Here is a 15,059-nt window from a genome sequence, read left to right on the forward strand (position 1 = left end):
CTTACAACAGAGTATAAGCAATGAATTATCCAGATAATGTTCTTATTATTGATGTTAGCCCACGTGATGGCCTTCAAAACGAGAAGCAGAATGTACCGACAGATGTAAAATTTGAATTAATAAACGGCTTGATTGATGCTGGTATTAAAAAGCTTGAAGCGACTAGTTTTGTCTCGCCAAAGTGGGTACCTCAGATGGGCGATAATAGCGCGCTTATGACGCTCATTAATACCGAGCGTAGAAAAGACGTCTGTTATTCAGTATTAACGCCTAATATGAGAGGCTTTGATAATGCGCTTACTTTTACGCCAGATGAAGTGGTCATTTTTGGTTCGGCCAGTGAGACGTTTAGCCAAAAGAATATCAACTGTAGTATCGATGAAAGTATTGAGCGTTTTGCGCCAGTTGCAGCTGCTGCTAAAGAAGCTGGCATAAAAGTGCGCGGGGTTATTTCTTGTAGTGTCGGGTGCCCTTATGAAGGAGAGATTTTGCCAACTCAAGTCGCTTATGTTACCAAACGGTTAGTCGAAATCGGTGCCGAGCATATTGGTGTGGCAGATACCATTGGTGTGGGTACCCCAATCAAGGTTCAAAATGCGCTAAAAGCAGCGATGGATTATATTGATGTTGCCGATATTTCAGGGCATTTTCATGATACCTATGGTCAAGCCTTAGCCAATACATTAGCAGCCCTACAATTGGGTGTACGCCAATATGATACCTCTGTAGCTGGCCTTGGAGGTTGTCCTTATGCGAAAGGTGCAACGGGTAACGTCGCCACTGAAGATGTGGTTTATATGTTACATGGCATGGGCATCGAAACTGGCATTGACTTGACTAAGCTCACTGCAACTGGCCAAAAAATAAGCGAATTCTTAGGGCGTGCTAACGGCTCAAATGTGGCTCGTGCGTTACTTAGTAAGTCTAAGTAATTTAATCAGTCTTAATAACGCAAGCAATATAAGAGTTACTTATGTAGCAGTCAATAAAAAAGATATTTTGTTGATAAAAATAAAGAAATATGATGAGTAGGGTGTAAGCCAGTAACATGCCCTAAAACATTAAGATGAATTTAATCATCAGCATTTACAATGGATAGCCACTTTGAAAGACTGCTTCCAATTATTTTATAAGGATATTTTATGAGCACAATCGGTTTGAACTTTGAGTTAGGCGAAGATATTAACGCCCTTCGTGATGCTGTAAAAAGCTTTGCAGATAATGAGATTGCCCCACGAGCTGCTGAAATAGATAGTAGTGATGAGTTTCCAATGGACTTATGGGAAAAAATGGGCGATATGGGTCTGCATGGTATCACGGTACCTGAAGAGTATGGCGGTGCTAATATGGGATATGTTGCTCATATGGTGGCTATGGAAGAAATTAGTAGGGCTTCAGCATCGGTTGCTCTTAGCTATGGCGCACATTCAAACCTATGTATCAATCAGATTAAACGTAATGGTAATGAGGTGCAAAAGCAAAAATTCCTACCAAAGCTGATTGCAGGTAAGTTTGTTGGGGCGTTAGCCATGAGTGAGCCTGGGGCTGGTTCAGACGTTGTCAGCATGAAGCTAAGAGCAGAAGAAAAAGAGGGTGGCTATGTGCTTAATGGAACTAAAATGTGGATTACCAACGGTCCAGATGCCGATGTAATGGTTGTATACGCCAAAACAGAGCCTGAGCTTGGCGCTAAAGGTATGACTGCATTTCTAGTCGAAAAAGGTATGCAAGGGTTTGGTACAGCGCAAAAACTTGACAAACTCGGTATGCGGGGTAGTCATACCGGTGAGATGACGTTTGATAATGTATTCGTGCCAAAAGAAAATATCTTGGGCGAACTTAATCAAGGTGTTAAGGTGTTAATGAGTGGCTTAGATTATGAGCGCGCCGTTTTAGCTGCTGGACCTATTGGTATCATGCAAGCGGTAATGGACAATGTGGTTCCCTACATTCATGATCGTAAGCAATTTGGTCAGTCAATTGGTGAGTTCCAGTTGATTCAGGGTAAAGTCGCGGATATGTACACTGTCCTACAAGCGGGCCGTAGCTTCTTATATACCGTCGGTAAAAATCTAGATATGCTAGATAAAAAAGGTGTTGGTCATAGCCGTGAGGTACGTAAAGATTGCGCCAGTGTTATCTTGTGGTGTGCGGAAAAAGCCACGTGGATGGCAGGAGAGGGTATTCAGATATTTGGGGGTAATGGCTACACTAATGAATATCCACTGGGTCGTTACTGGCGTGATGCAAAGCTTTACGAGATTGGTGCAGGCACGAGTGAAATTCGCCGTATGTTAATCGGTCGTGAATTATTTAACGAAACCAAATAATTTGACGCACATGACACAAATGAGATATCGGCTACTTGTTTAGCGAGCATGTTTAATAAGAAAACCCCTAATCTTTTGATTAGGGGTTTTCTTTAATTTAGCCGAGTAGAATATTAAGGTTTTTAGAGGATATAAAAATAAGTTTAAGTTTATTATTCACTTATATGCAATGTATAGTCTTTCTCAAATAGATTTGGATTGCTAATGGCTTTTCCAGCGGCTATCTTATAATGCGATGAGTTAAAGAGCATTTGTGGAGTAAGTATTAAATTGGCGCTTGGATTACCTACATTTGAGACTTCAACTGTGTGAAAATCTGGGGCGATAAACCTACTAAATAAGTAGTGTTGATGTGTATTAATACTAAAGGTATAAGTATCATTATTAATCGTGTAGGTGTAGAGGTTAGGTCTACTATTATCTGTATTGATTGTATCTTGAGGGTCGTAATACTCAGTTATTTGTCTATTAAGCCCTGCTTCAAGCACGTTTACGAAATCTTTCATGGGACGTGTAGGAGAAGAGGTAGATGTAGAAAAAGGCGATTTTAATTGACCAGATGCTATTAAGTGATCCGATTTAGAGAGTGAGGCCAGTTGACTTGGTGTTGCTATGAAGACATATAATGGGGTGTCCGATTCGCCTTGCAAGGGGTAGTGTCCCACTTTGCTTTGGTAGTCTTCAATAGTCGCCACCCAATACTTAAGATGACGTAACCTTACAATATCTGCATCTTTTTGAAATAGTTCAGACTCTTTTTGAGCGTGCTCCGAGATTTTTTCCTCTGCGCTAAGCGGGGCTTTATCCTTATTCAAAGATATTATAGCGATTAGTGCTAATCCGATCACCACAAGTGCAACATTGAACAATGTTTTATTGTTTCTATTCGAGAAGACATCCATTCATTATTGCCCAATATTTACGGTGTCGTGGAGGTAACCCTATAAAAGAGATTACAGAGGAAATAAAATCAGATAAAAAACCCAGCCTAAAGCTGGGTAATACGCAAAATTTAAGCCGTTTATTCATTTATTGAAGGACTGATTTACCCACTATTTAGATTGAAACCAGCTGTTTGCTTGGTTACGAGCATTGGCTATATCAGATCCTGATAAGTTCAAAGCCAACTGCCCAATCTTACCGCGTGCTTTGGTACGTACTTCATCATTCAGCATACCGTCACGAGCAGATAGTTCATACCACTTATAGGCATCAACAAGCTTTCTCTGTTTCTCATCAATAAGTGCTAAGGTGTAACTGGCACGGTTATCCCCACGCTTGGCTGCCCTTTCAAGCCAATAACGGGCTTGTTGTTCATTGACAGCAACCCCTTCACCTCGTGCATACATGATGCCAAGATTTAGCTGAGCAGGCGTCACATTTTGCTTTGCCGCACGGGTGTACCATTCAATCGCTTTAAGCGGGTTTTTAGTGACCCCAATACCCTTTTGATAACGTTTGGCTAAATAGAATTGGGCATGATCGTTACCAAGGTTTGCACGTGCAGTTAGGTCATTTACACTCATCATCTCAAAGCGAGATGTATCTAATGGAACATTCGCAACCAGATCAGCTTGGGCTAAGCCTGCAGTTGAGAATAAAGTAGCAAAAACAGCAGCTTTTAAAAGTTTCATAAGAAATCCAACAACAAAATTAGCGTCATAATGAATGAAAGCACCAAAGCTCGGCTTTTTAGCTCATACTGTATTGAGCGGCGGCACTTATATTAAATAAAACGTATTAAACAAAACGTATTAAACAAAACGTATTAAGAAAACATTAAACAATGGTATTCGTCATTTAACAGTGTCTAAAGATTTAGATATAGTTAACTAGGTGTAAGCCACTACACAAAGGCTAGGTTAAGCCACTACACAAAGGCAGTGAAAATTACACACTACTAAAAAATGATAACATAGCTTAACACCGCCTTTAAGCAAACTCAAATGCAACTAGGGTAGTTTTACTTGAAAAAATGTGAAAAATATTAAAATAATTACGTGAATTGTAACAAAATAATACAAGCAATAATCAAGTATCAAATATGAAATGAATGAGAAATGAGTGGTATGAATTAGGCATGATTTAGCCGTCTTCTAACTGAAGAAAGTCATCATTGGTTTCGACTATTTGCTAATTCTATTGCTAACGCTATCTAAAATATTTTCAAGGAGTTATCAGGTAGACTCATTACGTATACAAAAGCTAGCGAAATATTTGTTCAGCTATCTCTTAGTTAAACCATACCCGTTTTTATTGTTCGTATCAGACGGTCAAATATGTGTCTAAAACCATTCTAATGAGATTTATTCTAGTGTTATTATTCTAGCGTTATACAGGTATCGAGTTTAGTCATTCAATAGCAATTATTTGCGCTGCTCTCTTAATACCAAACCCAATAATCTTTATTAACCCTTTCAAACATCAATCCATTTTTAACATCAATCCATTTTTAACATCAATCCATTTTTAACATCAAGCAATATTCTTTTGTTGATTAGTGTATTCAGGGTTAAGGTTCTATCGCTTAGTCACTCGATATATGGCAACATCTGCCAATAAGTTTGGCGCTTGGCGTATGAAAGTTCGCATGAGAGAAGAGCGTTTTAGACCAAATCGATCTGCTGAATCGGTCACTGCAAAGCGGTTGATAATACTAATGTCATTATCAGCACATAGCTTTTCGAAGTCTTTAAAAGTACATAAATGGATATTTGGTGTGTTATACCATTCATAGGGTAGGGCTTCTGATACTGGCATCAACCCTTTTATACCGAGATGTAGGCGGTTTTGCCAGTGAGCAAAGTTTGGGAAGGTAATGACGGCCTCTCGGCCCACACGGAGCATATCAAGAAGCAATTTATCTGGTGCTTTAACGGCTTGTAGTGCCATAGCCATGACGACCGTATCAAAGCTGTTATCTGCAAAACGAGCCAGTCCGTCGTTTAAGTCTTGTTCGACAATATTCAGACCTTTTGATATGGCTTCATTAATTTTATACTCATCTAATTCTAAGCCATATCCGGTTACTCCCATCGTATGCTGTAAGTGTGCCAGCAGAGAGCCATCTCCGCAGCCGAGATCTAATACACGCGAGTGCGGCGCAATCCAGTTTTTAGCAAGCTCATGATCTATTCTCATGCGGTATGCTCCTTTTGAGTTTGCCCAATTTTGTTCTGGTTTAGAGCGTCTGAATTTGTTAAAAACGGCGCGTCTAAAAAGCCCTTAACTGCACCCATATAGCGCGGAATATCAAATAAAAACGAATCATGGCCATGTGGCGCATCAATATTGACATAGCTCACTGGTTTTTTATTAGCCATTAAAGCATCGACAATTTCTTGAGAGCGCTCTGGAGAAAAGCGCCAGTCAGTGGTAAATGAAACCACTAAAAACTGACACTGTGTATGAGCTAGAGTTTGTTTTAGAGCTTCTAAATCATCAAGGTTATCATCCACATAGTCTCGGGTAGGATCAAAATAATCAAGCGCCTTGGTCATTAATAAGTAAGTATTGGCATCAAAGTTTTCGCTAAAGCGCTCGCCTTGATAGCGCAGATAGCTTTCAACTTGAAACTCAATATCATAACCATACATAAATTTCCCAGACTTTAAGTCACGACCAAATTTTGCTTTCATAGCGTCATCTGTGAGGTAAGTAATATGACCCACCATACGTGCTAGGATCAGTCCGCGCCGAGGGTACGTGCCCGCTTGCAAGTAGCGACCCTCTTTAAAATCTGGGTCTGATAGTATGGATTGACGAGCGACTTCATTAAATGCAATGTTTTGAGCTGAAAGTTTTGGTGTACTAGCAATAATCACACAACGTTTAAGTCTATCAGGGTAGTCAACTGACCATTGTAGCGCCTGCATCCCGCCCATTGAGCCACCAACAATAGCATGCCAGACGTCAATACCTAAGCGATCTGACAACATGGTTTGAGTCACTACCCAATCTTTAATGGTAATGAGTGGAAAATCAGGGCCATAGGGAACATTTTCTTTGCTTGCTGGATTAGGAGTAACAGGACCAGTTGACCCGTGACAACTGCCAATATTATTTAAGCAAACCACATAATAGTGATTGGTATCTATGGCTTTACCTGGACCAATCATGGTGTCCCACCAACCAGGTTTTTGATCGTCAGCACTGTGGTAACCAGCAGCATGATGACTTCCTGATAGTGCGTGACATATTAATATGGCATTTGACTTATCTTTATTGAAAGTACCGTAGGTTTCATATACTAGATCAAACTGTGACAAAGTGCGATTGCACTCCAAGGTCAAGGGTGTGTCAAAATGCAATATTTTCGGCGTTACTATACCGACAGAACGGCCTACAGAATCGTCTAAAGAATTACCTAAAGAGTCACTCTCGAAACGGGCAAAATTGGAATCATTTTGGGTCGATTGGATGCTCAAAGTTACCTCAATAGAATTAATAGAAATAGGGTCAATTAGAAATTGCGATATTAAACATACAGAATATGACAGAAAGGGAGTAGTGATTTCTAATTTGTCATTATAAACTAATATTGTAGGTGGATAGCTAGGTAAGTACAACTTCAATGGCTGTTTGTTAATACAGGGTTGTTAATTTGAGGCTACTGTTTTGGCAAACTACCCTGCAATAATGATAAACTGGCACTCTATTTTGCCGTTAAAAAAGTGAGTGACTGTTTATCAAATATATATAAATATGGACACCTGTTTTTAAACCAAGGTATAACACCATGACATTCAACCATTTTAAATCATTTTAGTTTATTGAGGACATCTGCCAGATATGAAACCTAGCCAGCCACCTCGAATAGCTGTTTTGCTTGTTAACCTAGGCACACCAGATGAGCCAACGGCACCAGCAGTACGCCGTTATCTAAAGCAGTTTTTGTCCGACCCTAGGGTCATTGAAATACCGCAGTTTATATGGGCAATTATTTTAAACCTGTTTGTATTACCCTCTCGTCCTAAGCGAGTGGCACACGCCTATGCTAGTGTATGGGATGGCGATTCTCCAATACGTAAAATATTGAATTTACAAGTGGATAAGCTGCAAACTCGATTGCAGGATAGTATCACTCCATTTAGAGTTTCTGTGCATCCAGCGATGACTTATGGTAATCCAGGTTTGCCAAATGTTATGGATAAGCTGCGTCAAGAAGGCGTAGATCACTTTGTCATTTTGCCTCTGTTTCCTCAGTACTCAGCGACTTCGGGTGGCGCAGTATATGATGCTCTTACGAGATGGACACTGAAGCAACGTAATTTGCCGAATTACACCATAGTTAAAGACTACTTTGCTCATCCGCTATATATAAAAGCTTTGGTGGATTCAATACGTCGTTTTCAGGCCAAACACGGCAAACCTGAAAAGCTTATGTTCAGCTTTCATGGCATCCCACAGCCTTACGCTGACAAAGGAGACCCTTATCCTAAGCGTTGTAAATGTACAGCAGCACAAGTGGCAAGTGAGCTGGGTTTAAATGAAGATGAGTGGATAACCAGCTTCCAGTCACGTTTTGGTAAACAAGAATGGGTTAAGCCATATACTGATGTGGTTTTAGAAGGCTGGGGTAAATCAGGTGTGCGTTCGGTACAGGTTATCAGTCCTGCATTCTCTGCTGACTGCCTAGAAACGTTAGAAGAGTTAGCGATGGAAAATCGTGATAACTTTATCAAAGCGGGAGGGCAGGAATACCATTACATTCCAGCCTTAAATGATGATGAAGATCATATAGATTTAATGGAAGCATTGGCTAAGCCACTGGTGCAAGGGTGGGCAGCCACCCTACAAGGATGGGCATAAACTCTATTATTTCTAAAGGATTATAGCATTAAACTTGTTTCGCCTAAGAAATCTAGTTCTACTTAGCGTATTAGCTTGCTAGCCTTGCACCGGTTTTAATACTTTCAACACTACTGTTAGCATCGGTTAACCAGCGCTTTGAACCAAATAGTAAATAATAGCTCTATTAATCTTTACATTTGTATTGAAGATTTAGGTATCGTTTATATTTATAACAAAGCACCGCCACTTTAGGGCGGTGTTTAGTTAATTGAATAATGGTTACTCATAACAAGGCTGTACCTTATCATTACTCTTTATCTCACTCATTATCTAATTTTTATAAATATAAATAACGAACTCTCATAATTAACCCTAATAACTACTGATATTTAAAATAACTATTCATCTTCTAATCAAAATAACTATTCATCTTCAAAATTATTACTCATCTTCAAAACTATGAGCAACCGCATCTTTGTCAGCAATATCACGAATAGTAGGATAGTGTTTATCATCTAAGGTGTCTTCTACCAATACTTCATCGATGCGAGATTCATCAATATTATGACGATGCACTTCAGTCAATCCAGAGTGTACTTCATCAATAAGATTATCAGGGTCGATACTGTTTGTATCCGTAAGGGCATCTATGATGGACTCTTCAGAGTTTGTCAGCTTATCTAGATCTGATGAATCAGTTCCCATTGGGTCGTTCATCGATTTATTTACACCTTCGTGAGATAAAGTACTGCTCACTAGATCAGGTTGAGGGGTTTTAGGGTTTTTCATAGCGTCATCCTTTTACTTATAAAGATATTAACGACATAGTGTTTATGTATTACTTGCTGCTTACTACATACTAAACTTCTGGTATGAGTTTATTGTGTCATTGAAAATTACAACCAAACAGTAACAAGATGTCACCACATGTTAATAATATGTAAGAAAACCATAAACGTTCAGTGTGCAAGAGAATCAACATATGAAAAACCGCATAGCATAATTGTCAAGACAACAAGACAGCAGTCTTATAACATTATCCTTTAAGTCGTAACTCAGCTTAAATACTTTTATTGCGTGGTAGTTCTGCTTCCTGAGAAGCGTGTTGCATATCACGGTCAAGTGAATAAAAGTTAGCATTGTTATGTTGATTGTCTGAGGCTAAAGCAAATTTATCGCGTAACTCATCAATTAAAGCTTCTTCTTCAATCTGCTCTTTAACAAACCACTGTAAGAAGTTAAAAGTGGCCCAATCTTTTTCTGCCATTGCCTTATCCACTAAATCATAAATCTTTTGTGAATTCCTAAGTTCGTGTTGCCAGACATCTTCAATACATTGTTGCAAGTTGCTTGGATTATCCTTAGGCGCAGGAATGTCGCCAATTTTTGCTGTACCACCACGAGTATTAATATATTCTAAAAACTTAAACATATGTTGACGTTCTTCTTCAGAATGTTTATAGAAAAAGTCGGCAATACCTGAGTAGCTATTTGACTCCGCCCAAACACCAAGTGCTAAATAGGATTGAGCTTGTTTAGCTTCATTATTCATCTGATCGTTAAGAGCTTGTTCCATAGAGTCTGAAAGTCTTTTATCACTCATAATAATCTCCTTATTAAACTTTAAGTTTGTTTTAATCGGTTTGATGAAGATTAAATAAACAATTAAATAATCAGTGCAATCCAACTCATTAAATACGGGTCTTCAATACTATCTTTCTTTCAATACTATCTTTCTATTCCTTTTCTTTTTTTCCAATACTACCTTTTAAAGCCGTAAGTATGGGTAATGTGCTGTCACGATTTTGTGAGACAAGTTAATAGATGTAAAATAATTTATAATTATGCAACTTAACACTATTAACTAAAGTTTTCTAATCTTCATTTTGATCAATTCAACATCGCTCAACTCAAATTTTTGCCACTAAAAAAGCCATCTTAACGATGGCTTTTCAAAAAATAACCTAAAGTGATTCTACAAATCAGTTTAGGCGTTATATTCTTATGCGTTTATGCGCCAAATCTTTTAGTAAGAAGACGATTAATCTTATTTGGCGTAATTTGCGCTAACCCATTCATAACTTTAGCTGGCATGCCCACGGTATAATGGGTCTTAGAGAGCTTCTTATTAGGAGATTTGGCAAGGTTACACAACGTTTTAGCCACATCTTCTGGCATTAAATTTAAGCCAAGACGGTCAATGCTGGTCACTTCAATACCGTTTGTCATATCCGTTTTAACCCACAATGGCATAATATCAATTACCTTAATACCTTGAGGTTCAAATTCAATATTAAGACCTTCTGTCAAACCCCGCACAAAAAACTTACTGGCAGAGTAAGGGGCAATTTCGGGTTGGCCATATATGGCTGACGCCGAAGAAACATTGATAATTTTGCTAAATTTTCCCCCTTCCATTACGTTAACTACCTTGTAACAGCCGATGAGCACACCTTTACAGTTGATATCTACCAGCTTAAGTTGAGCCTCTAAATCTGTCTCACTTAGGGGGCCATCAACCAGTACACCTGCATTGTTGATAAGTACATCAATACTACCAAATTTATCTTGCATGGCTTCAATGGCGCTGTCCCAATCTTCATTATCGGTAACATCCAGCGTGCCATGCAGAATAGCTTGCGACTTAATGGCTTTCTTGAATGCCTTGTGTTCCAGCGAGGCTTCAATTTGATCAACATCAATATCAAACATACCAATATTATGTCCTTTACTGGCCAAGCTTTGTGCGGTCTTAAGACCAATGCCTCGAGCAGCGCCAGTGATGAGAATATTTAATTTTTTCATAAAGCTATTACCTTAATAGTGAAAGTGAAAATTAGTCAAATTAAAAATTATGAGTTATGACGAACAATATGTGAATGTACAGTATTAGACCCTAAAACAACATTTAGCCCTAAAACAATGCTTCCATCCGAAGTAGAGCAGATGGATAATGTCCTTTATCTTCCGCTTTATCATTATAGTAGTTTAGTTCAGTTTGTAGGTATAACCAATGTCGCCAAATAGGCTGACGGTAACTTATCGTTGGGCCGTAACTATTCAGCTTTTTATGGTTGCTTCTATGGTCATCCTTAAAATCGCCACTGGCTGAAATACCGTAGGATAACTGCTTATTATTATCAAAATAATGAAACTGCCTAAGGTCATTCTTCCAATACGTGCGCTCATCATTGTCTTGGTTAGCATAGTGTAGGGTAGTACGATTATTGATAAATCGTTCGCTATTTTTTCCATAGCGTAAATCCATCCCAGTTCTGGCGTAGTGCTCACTATCAGAGCCATAACGGTAGAAGCTGTCGTTACTAACCTTCATTTTATCATTTTCATATAGGTCTTTATCAATGCTAAATTTAACATAAACATCATCGCCCGAGCGGATACCAACATCTGCATCAAACCCAAGCGCCTCTTCAAGGCGTGACCAGCGTAAAGCGATGGACGAATTATCCTCTCGGGCTCTCTTCCTATCGATGGTTTTATTTTGACTGCTCGTATCTCTATAGTAAGCTCTGCCAGATGCATCCTGCTTCAAAGCAGACTCGTCATCAAGATCATCATCTCCAATTATTAAGCTGAGCCTTTCTTCCAGAACAGGCAGCTTTAAGCGTCCACGAATCCTCGGCTCAACAGTAATATCACTACCTTGCACAGGATCATCTACCCAACGTGTATCCATAATTACCCTTAAGCTAGCGGTAGCTGGGTCTCTTGGATCTGTTTTACCAAACCACCCATTCATTTTATTTGCCCAGTTACCTAAGCGTCTTCTCGTACCTTCATGCTGTTCATCTACCCAGTTCCAGTCTTTACTATCTGGGCGTATCTCTTGTGGATTTGTAAACTCATTAAATGATGTGGAGAGCGATGAGGGTTCAGTGTCAATCGCCATAGTAGTTGCTGTACTCACAGGCGTATTCGTTACTGTAACAGCATGCGCTGTGCTAGTGAGTGCTGCACTAATAGCTAAATTAATAGCCAAACTAATAAATGTGTAATAACTCAAAGTATGCCGTTTAAAGGGTGTCGTCATAGTTGTTTTCAATTAAAACTTAAGGAATGGTTAGGATTACAATACAATTTTATAGGGTAGATAATCAAGAGTTATGTCACGAATGACAAAGGATAAGTGGTTTGAAATTTGTGACATGTGTACTTGAAGCCAATCCCGCCATACGATTGTATATGCTGGTCTGGTCAAGGCAGTGTCACGAGTTGAATGCTTGCTGTTATAATAATCGTAATACCAACGGTTCATCAAACGAGTTTATCAAAAGTAACGATAAAAACGATGCTCAGGCTGAGCAAGCGCTAGCATTTCAGTATCTTCAGGCGTATCGCCATAGGCATAGATAGTGTCATAATCTTGAAGGTTGTAGCGCTGCTCGATACGTTTTTGTTTTTCAAGCGAGCTACAGTCTCCTTCAATAGTATTCCCTGTCATCATGCCATCGATAACTTCAACCTCCGTGCATATCAAATCTAATTGTTGCATATCACACCACGGCTTTAAGTAAACATCTAGTGATGCCGAAACGATCACCACCAAATCTCCACGACTTTGGTGCCATTTTATTTTCTCTAAAGCATTAGGTCTGATATAGGCGGGAATAACTTGGTTGGCGAACTCTTCACCTTTGTGGCTAAGCTCCTCGATACTCATACCCTTAAAGGCTAATTTAGTCATTTTTGAGCGGATATCCCGCCCATGAAGGCGACCGAACTTATACTTTATGATTGTGGGTAATAAAATTAATTTACCTAGAGTCAATTTACGTTTTGGAGTCGCAAACAACACAAATTGGGTATACATATCTTGGTTAGTTACTGTACCGTCAAAGTCGAACAAGGCAATATTCATAAAGGATCAAATTTATGGGGTAAACGATTAGTATAAAGTAATAAGCATTATTAAATAAGCAAGAAAATAACTGCCTTATACACATCCTTATTCTAATTCTCTGTAACCTCTAATAATACGACCCGTCAAACACCTCATCCAAACTAACAGGCTCCCGACGTTTTACCGCATTGCCTTTATGACGCTCCATCGATGACGCTTGATAGGCTTGCAGGCGAGACTGCTGAATACGACCAATGGGGCGATTCTCCTCCAAGCAACGAAATGGCGTAAATGATAAATGTTCCATAACGTCAAAGTTACCGTCATCGGGTACATCCTGACGGTGCACGGTTAAGCGAGCCACTGTGACAAATGGCGCATCAGACTCTTTCCACTCCTTAGTCAAGTCCTCAATCGGTTGCTTCTTAAGATTACGGCACAACTGAATTTGCACCTCAAATTCAAGGTCATGTTCACCAATTTCCTCGATAAGCGTTTTACGAATAGTTTCATCTTTACTTAACAGATGAATATCAGGATGATTGATTTTTGCGAGGCTCTCTTTGGTCGGTTTAACCCTTATTTTACCCATAAAATCGCCATGACGTACCGCGCCCATCGAAAAATAATCATAAAGCCACGGGTTTTTAGGCTTAACCGTTGCTATTTTACGAAATGCCTTTAGTGTTTTAACAGCCTCAAAGTCTGGAATCTCCTTGCCATATTGAGTCAACCAATCAAAGCCAAACTTAGCCTTACCTACCAATCCATTGGCTAAGTAGCCATTGAGACCAAACGCCAACTTGGATAAATACGCATAATCTTTTAACTGACTGGTAAAAAAAACAGGAGCATTGACTAACGCAAAATCCATTGTGGTGGCATTTGGTTCATCAGGGGCTAATTTCAGACCATCGACATCAAATACTTTAAACGCAAGCCCAATAGCCAAACCCAGTCGTCTATCGGGGGCAACGGTTGCAGCAGCGTTCGAAAAGCGTATTACCGCGTCATGAGTACTTGGCTTCGCATACAATCCCTGCGCATACTCGGCAGGCAGATTATCCAAAACCTCAAACCTCGCTTTAAGCGTACAATAGCCCTTGGTATGCACCGCACGACCGTGATAATCCAGTTTATTTTTGCCTTTGCTACTTCGTACTTCCTTACGAATATCAGCACGAATCACATCTATTAATGACGATTCTTCTGCGGTTAAAGTGGTGTATTTATCATCAAACTTGACGTATTTTGGCTTTGATTTAAATAATTTTTTTAGCATTGTGGGCTACCTTGACCAATGTGAATTTGGGTTGCATGTTCATTTTAAAATGATTTTGGATTTGAGTTTGCAACGAAATGCAATTAAAGCGTAACCTGCTAAGTTTGAAAAAGAAGTGCGGGTTATGGATAGTATAGTCAAACCTACATTAGAGTATGCAGAATGTGTAGCGTGCGGTGTAGTGAAGCGGAACCCACGGCTTAAGTTTTGACTATTATAAAGAGCACAACACTATGGTAAGGGTAGGGGAATCTCATTAAAAAGATTAGTCGTTGCGATAGCCACTCTCGCCATCCGCTTGTATCTGCTGAGTCTGGGCAAGGCAGTGTCACGAATTGATGGATTGCTGTTGCCTCGACACTCCCTCAATGTCTAGCCACTGCAACTTGCCCAAACCAGCAGGATACCGCTACTGTCAAGGCTAGCGGTCACATCGTATTCTAGCGGGTATTTATTGTGGTATGGGTTTAAGAGTATGGTTTAAAGGTTACTTCTGCTTTCATAACTCGTTAGCTTCAATCAAGCTGAGCTCAGGGAATTGTTTTAGAAGGGCTTTAACCGCCTGAACGTGTTCAAGGTGGGATAATTGTTAACTTAGATAAACTAAGCGTTCGTCATCAACCCCAAACGTTTTTAACAAGTTGTTTATCCTAGCTTCGAGTGGTTTGATGCATGAATTTGGGAATAGATTATAAAGATCATAGCAATTATGAGTATTAGGTAGATAAAATTTTAGAATCTCATTCAAGTTTTAGTGGTAATATAACAATACAGCAATAAACACTACTTCAAA

Annotated in this window: 13 protein-coding genes; 3 read left to right on the plus strand and 10 right to left on the minus strand. The window is 39.4% G+C overall.

Going from position 1 to position 15,059, the window contains the following annotated elements; all coding sequences use genetic code 11:
- The first annotated feature begins 20 nt into the window (after positions 1–20).
- Together AC2SLL_RS10560 and AC2SLL_RS10565 are read left to right on the plus strand one after the other, a co-directional pair.
- On the plus strand, positions 21–932 hold the full coding sequence (locus AC2SLL_RS10560; protein ID WP_486531654.1) for a hydroxymethylglutaryl-CoA lyase: 912 nt from the start codon (positions 21–23) through the stop codon (positions 930–932).
- A gap of 210 nt (positions 933–1,142) precedes the next feature.
- The gene (locus tag AC2SLL_RS10565; protein ID WP_486531655.1) at positions 1,143–2,330 is read left to right on the plus strand and encodes an isovaleryl-CoA dehydrogenase; all 1,188 of its coding nucleotides are present in this window, start codon (positions 1,143–1,145) and stop codon (positions 2,328–2,330) included.
- Between the two features lie 152 nt (positions 2,331–2,482).
- Here the strand turns inward: AC2SLL_RS10565 and AC2SLL_RS10570 are convergent, their stop codons facing one another.
- The 4 genes from AC2SLL_RS10570 to metX all read right to left on the minus strand — a co-directional run bounded on the left by AC2SLL_RS10570 (position 2,483) and on the right by metX (position 6,658).
- Positions 2,483–3,232, minus strand: a complete 750-nt coding sequence (locus tag AC2SLL_RS10570; protein WP_486531656.1) for a hypothetical protein — start codon at positions 3,230–3,232, stop codon at positions 2,483–2,485.
- Positions 3,233–3,382: 150 nt separating this feature from the next.
- On the minus strand, positions 3,383–3,964 hold the full coding sequence (locus AC2SLL_RS10575) for a tetratricopeptide repeat protein (protein ID WP_486531657.1): 582 nt from the start codon (positions 3,962–3,964) through the stop codon (positions 3,383–3,385).
- A gap of 886 nt (positions 3,965–4,850) precedes the next feature.
- A complete protein-coding gene (gene metW, locus AC2SLL_RS10580) occupies positions 4,851–5,471 on the minus strand; it encodes a methionine biosynthesis protein MetW (protein WP_486531658.1) in 621 nt (206 codons plus the stop codon).
- Positions 5,468–6,658, minus strand: coding sequence for a homoserine O-succinyltransferase MetX (gene metX, locus AC2SLL_RS10585; protein WP_486531680.1), 1,191 nt, complete (start codon positions 6,656–6,658; stop codon positions 5,468–5,470). The genes metW and metX overlap by 4 nt, the downstream gene beginning before the upstream one ends.
- Positions 6,659–7,121: 463 nt before the next feature.
- Here metX and hemH point away from each other — a divergent pair, with 463 nt between their 5' ends.
- Entirely contained in the window at positions 7,122–8,141 is a 1,020-nt protein-coding gene (gene hemH, locus AC2SLL_RS10590) for a ferrochelatase (protein ID WP_486531659.1), read from the plus strand.
- A 423-nt stretch (positions 8,142–8,564) separates the two neighbouring features.
- Here the strand turns inward: hemH and AC2SLL_RS10595 are convergent, their stop codons facing one another.
- The 6 genes from AC2SLL_RS10595 to AC2SLL_RS10620 form a co-directional block, all read right to left on the minus strand.
- On the minus strand, positions 8,565–8,912 hold the full coding sequence (locus tag AC2SLL_RS10595; RefSeq protein WP_486531660.1) for a hypothetical protein: 348 nt from the start codon (positions 8,910–8,912) through the stop codon (positions 8,565–8,567).
- Between the two features lie 271 nt (positions 8,913–9,183).
- Positions 9,184–9,726 carry a ferritin gene (locus tag AC2SLL_RS10600; protein ID WP_486531661.1) on the minus strand — a complete coding sequence of 181 codons (543 nt, stop codon included), beginning with the start codon at positions 9,724–9,726 and terminating at the stop codon, positions 9,184–9,186.
- A gap of 407 nt (positions 9,727–10,133) precedes the next feature.
- A complete protein-coding gene (locus AC2SLL_RS10605; protein ID WP_486531662.1) occupies positions 10,134–10,928 on the minus strand; it encodes an SDR family oxidoreductase in 795 nt (264 codons plus the stop codon).
- Positions 10,929–11,037: 109 nt separating this feature from the next.
- Positions 11,038–12,174: a hypothetical protein gene (locus AC2SLL_RS10610; RefSeq protein WP_486531663.1), complete on the minus strand. Its 1,137-nt coding sequence runs from the start codon at positions 12,172–12,174 to the stop codon at positions 11,038–11,040.
- A gap of 237 nt (positions 12,175–12,411) precedes the next feature.
- Positions 12,412–13,002, minus strand: coding sequence for an HAD family hydrolase (locus AC2SLL_RS10615; RefSeq protein ID WP_486531664.1), 591 nt, complete (start codon positions 13,000–13,002; stop codon positions 12,412–12,414).
- 109 nt (positions 13,003–13,111) lie between these two features.
- A complete protein-coding gene (locus tag AC2SLL_RS10620) occupies positions 13,112–14,266 on the minus strand; it encodes a catalase family protein (protein ID WP_486531665.1) in 1,155 nt (384 codons plus the stop codon).
- Positions 14,267–15,059: the final 793 nt, after the last annotated feature.

The organism is Psychrobacter sp. CX97 (genome assembly GCF_057396285.1).

Bases quoted from the DNA above. Each gene is read 5' to 3' on its own strand.
- AC2SLL_RS10610 (WP_486531663.1), bottom strand. From the start codon at position 12,174: ATGACGACACCCTTTAAACGGCATACTTTGAGTTATTACACATTTATT.
- metW (WP_486531658.1), bottom strand. From the start codon at position 5,471: ATGAGAATAGATCATGAGCTTGCTAAAAACTGGATTGCGCCGCACTCG.
- AC2SLL_RS10615 (WP_486531664.1), bottom strand. From the start codon at position 13,002: ATGAATATTGCCTTGTTCGACTTTGACGGTACAGTAACTAACCAAGAT.
- AC2SLL_RS10575 (WP_486531657.1), bottom strand. From the start codon at position 3,964: ATGAAACTTTTAAAAGCTGCTGTTTTTGCTACTTTATTCTCAACTGCA.
- AC2SLL_RS10595 (WP_486531660.1), bottom strand. From the start codon at position 8,912: ATGAAAAACCCTAAAACCCCTCAACCTGATCTAGTGAGCAGTACTTTA.
- AC2SLL_RS10600 (WP_486531661.1), bottom strand. From the start codon at position 9,726: ATGAGTGATAAAAGACTTTCAGACTCTATGGAACAAGCTCTTAACGAT.
- AC2SLL_RS10620 (WP_486531665.1), bottom strand. From the start codon at position 14,266: ATGCTAAAAAAATTATTTAAATCAAAGCCAAAATACGTCAAGTTTGAT.
- AC2SLL_RS10570 (WP_486531656.1), bottom strand. From the start codon at position 3,232: ATGGATGTCTTCTCGAATAGAAACAATAAAACATTGTTCAATGTTGCA.
- AC2SLL_RS10605 (WP_486531662.1), bottom strand. From the start codon at position 10,928: ATGAAAAAATTAAATATTCTCATCACTGGCGCTGCTCGAGGCATTGGT.
- AC2SLL_RS10560 (WP_486531654.1), top strand. From the start codon at position 21: ATGAATTATCCAGATAATGTTCTTATTATTGATGTTAGCCCACGTGAT.
- hemH (WP_486531659.1), top strand. From the start codon at position 7,122: ATGAAACCTAGCCAGCCACCTCGAATAGCTGTTTTGCTTGTTAACCTA.
- AC2SLL_RS10565 (WP_486531655.1), top strand. From the start codon at position 1,143: ATGAGCACAATCGGTTTGAACTTTGAGTTAGGCGAAGATATTAACGCC.